The organism is Rhizobacter sp. P2_H2 (assembly GCF_056403375.1).
This window is the reverse complement of record NZ_JBFUFP010000816.1, coordinates 1-2492: the sequence shown is the minus strand read 5'-3', so window position 1 is coordinate 2492 and position 2492 is coordinate 1. Positions and strand designations below refer to the sequence as shown.

The window sequence follows — 2492 nt, the reverse complement described above, 5'->3', positions numbered from 1 at the left end:
CCCTTCATGAGCTCTTCCTCCCCTTTCGCCAGTTTCCTGCCCAGATTCCTGCGGGCGGCGGCCGCGCTGCTGCTGAGCACCGGCCTGGTGGTGGCGCCCGTGCAGGCGGCTGCACCGATGACGCCGGCGCCCGACTTCACGCTGCGCACCCTCGAGGGCAAGAACCTGCGCCTGAAGGAGCAGCGCGGCCAGGTCGTGCTGGTGAACTTCTGGGCCACCTGGTGCGCGCCGTGCCGCCAGGAGATGCCCAAGCTGAACGCGCTGTACGACAAGTACAAGGGCTCGGGCTTCGTGCTGCTGGGCGTCAACGTCGACGACGATGCGCGCAATGCCGCCACCGTCGCGGGCAAGCTGGGCGTCACGTTCCCGGTGCTGTTCGACACCGACAAGAACGTCAGCAAGCTGTACGACCTGAACAGCATGCCGTCGACGGTGCTGATCGACCGCGACGGCCGCGTGCGCTTCCTGCACCGCGGCTACCAGGACGGCTACGAGAACACCTACGACAAGCAGATCCGCGACCTGCTGAAGGAATGAACATGGGCTGCCAACGCAGAGCACTCGCCGTTGTCGTGACGCTGGCCTCGCTGCTGGCCGGCTGTGCCGCGCCCGAGCCGTGGGTGAAGCCGTACGAGCGCGAGCGCCTGGCCGATCCGATCATGCGGCTGTCGCGCGACGCGCTCGCCGACAAGCACCGCGAGCACATCTACGACGTGCGCGAGAGCGGACGCGGCGCCACCGGCGTGCAAGGGGGCGGCTGTGGTTGCAACTAGCGCCTGCTGGGTGCGTCGCCTGCGCCGTGCGCTGGCGCGCCGCCCGCACCACCTGATGCGCGCGGGCCGCGCGCTCGGCGTGGTGGTCGGCGGTGTGGCGGCGGCAGGAGCGGCCTATGCCGTCGACCTGCCCGAAGACCGTGCCGACGCGATGTACCACTTCTTCGACGGCGGCGGCACGCGCGCCGACGGCCCGGCGCTGCTGATCCGCAAGAAGGTCGCCGACCGGCTGTCGATCAGCGGCTCGTACTTCATCGACTCGGTCAGCAATGCGTCGATCGACGTCGTGACGACCGCGAGCCCCTACAAGGAAAAGCGCACCGAATACAGCCTCGGCGCCGACTACGTCTACCGCGACGCGCAGGTGTCGATCTCGGGCACCACCAGCGACGAGCCCGACTACAAGGCGAACACGGTGAGCCTGGACGTCTCGCAGGAGGTGTTCGGCGGCATGACGACGATCAGCCTCGGCGCGACGCGCGGTGCCGACCAGGTCGGCTCGCGCTACGAGGGCATGTTCGACCGTGCGCAGCACTGGCGCTATCGCCTGGGCGTCACGCAGATCCTGACGCCGCGCTGGCTCGCGAGCGCGAACCTCGAGGCGGTCTCCGACAACGGCTACCTCGGCAACCCGTACCGCGTGGCCCAGGTGTTCGGCACCCTGGTGCAGGAGCGCTACCCGCGCACCCGCTCGAGCCGCGCGCTGAAGCTGCGCGCCATCGGCGACATCGGGCAGGGCGAGCAACGCGCCGCGCTGCGCGCCGAGTACCGCTACTTCTGGGACAACTGGGAGATCAAGGCGCACACGCTGGAGCTGGGCTACACCCGCTACTTCGGCGCGCAATGGCTGGGCGAGGGCTTCGTGCGCTACAACACGCAGAAGCAGGCGCTGTTCTACGCCGACAACGCGCAGAGCGAGACGCGCTACGTGTCGCGCAACAAGCAGCTGAGCGACTTCAACGACGTGAGCGTCGGCGCGAAGGCCACCTACGCCGCCGGCAAGATCGCCGACAAGTACGACATCAAGTGGAACGCGCAGTACCAGTTCATGCGATTCCGCTACAAGAACTTCACCGACATCCGCACCCACAGCCTGTATTCGTTCGACGCGAACGTCCTCGAGCTGTTCGTCTCGGCCACCTTTTGAGAAAGACCGCGCCCATGTTCAAACGTAGTCGCAGCCTGCTGGCTGCCGGATGCCTGGCGGGACTGTTGGGACTGTCGTGCGGCGCCACCTTCGCGGCCGATGCGGCACCGGCGCCGGCCCCGGCCGCCAGCGCTCCCGAAGCCGCCATGGCCCCGGCCGCCGCCGCATCGTCAGCCGCCAGCCTCGACGGCCGCATCCAGGACCTGAAGGGCGACGTGATCCGCCTGAACCGCGACCTGCTGGTGCTGGAGGAGGAACTGCTGTTCCCCGCCAACACGCAGGTGGCGGTGTTCGTCTCGATGGACGTGGGCAAGATGTTCGAGCTCGGCTCGGTGCAGGTGAAGCTCGACGACAAGGTCGTCGCGAACTACCTCTACACCCCGCTGGAGGTGAAGGCCCTGCACCGCGGCGGCGTGCAGCGCGTGTTCCTCGGCAACCTGAAGGCCGGCGAGCACCAGATCGTCGCGGTGTTCACCGGCGGCGGCCCGCACTTCCGCGACTACAAGCGCGGCGCGACCGTCAAGTTCGACAAGACCACCGACCCGAAGTACATCGAGCTGCAGATCAAGGAC

General features: G+C 68.1%; 4 protein-coding genes. All 4 read left to right on the top strand.

Annotation, left to right across the window (positions count from 1 at the left end; genetic code table 11):
- On the top strand, nucleotides 1-537 hold a 537-nt coding region (locus AC1D15_RS26750), incomplete at its 5' end, for a TlpA family protein disulfide reductase (protein ID WP_477828386.1).
- Nucleotides 538-539: 2 nt separating this feature from the next.
- Entirely contained in the window at nucleotides 540-773 is a 234-nt protein-coding gene (locus AC1D15_RS26745; protein ID WP_047511913.1) for a DUF4266 domain-containing protein, read from the top strand.
- Between the two features lie 10 nt (nucleotides 774-783).
- Nucleotides 784-1920 carry a DUF3570 domain-containing protein gene (locus AC1D15_RS26740; protein WP_477828385.1) on the top strand — a complete coding sequence of 379 codons (1137 nt, stop codon included), beginning with the start codon at nucleotides 784-786 and terminating at the stop codon, nucleotides 1918-1920.
- 14 nt (nucleotides 1921-1934) lie between these two features.
- Nucleotides 1935-2492 (top strand): AraC family transcriptional regulator (locus AC1D15_RS26735; RefSeq protein ID WP_477828384.1); only part of this gene is annotated, 558 nt, incomplete at its 3' end.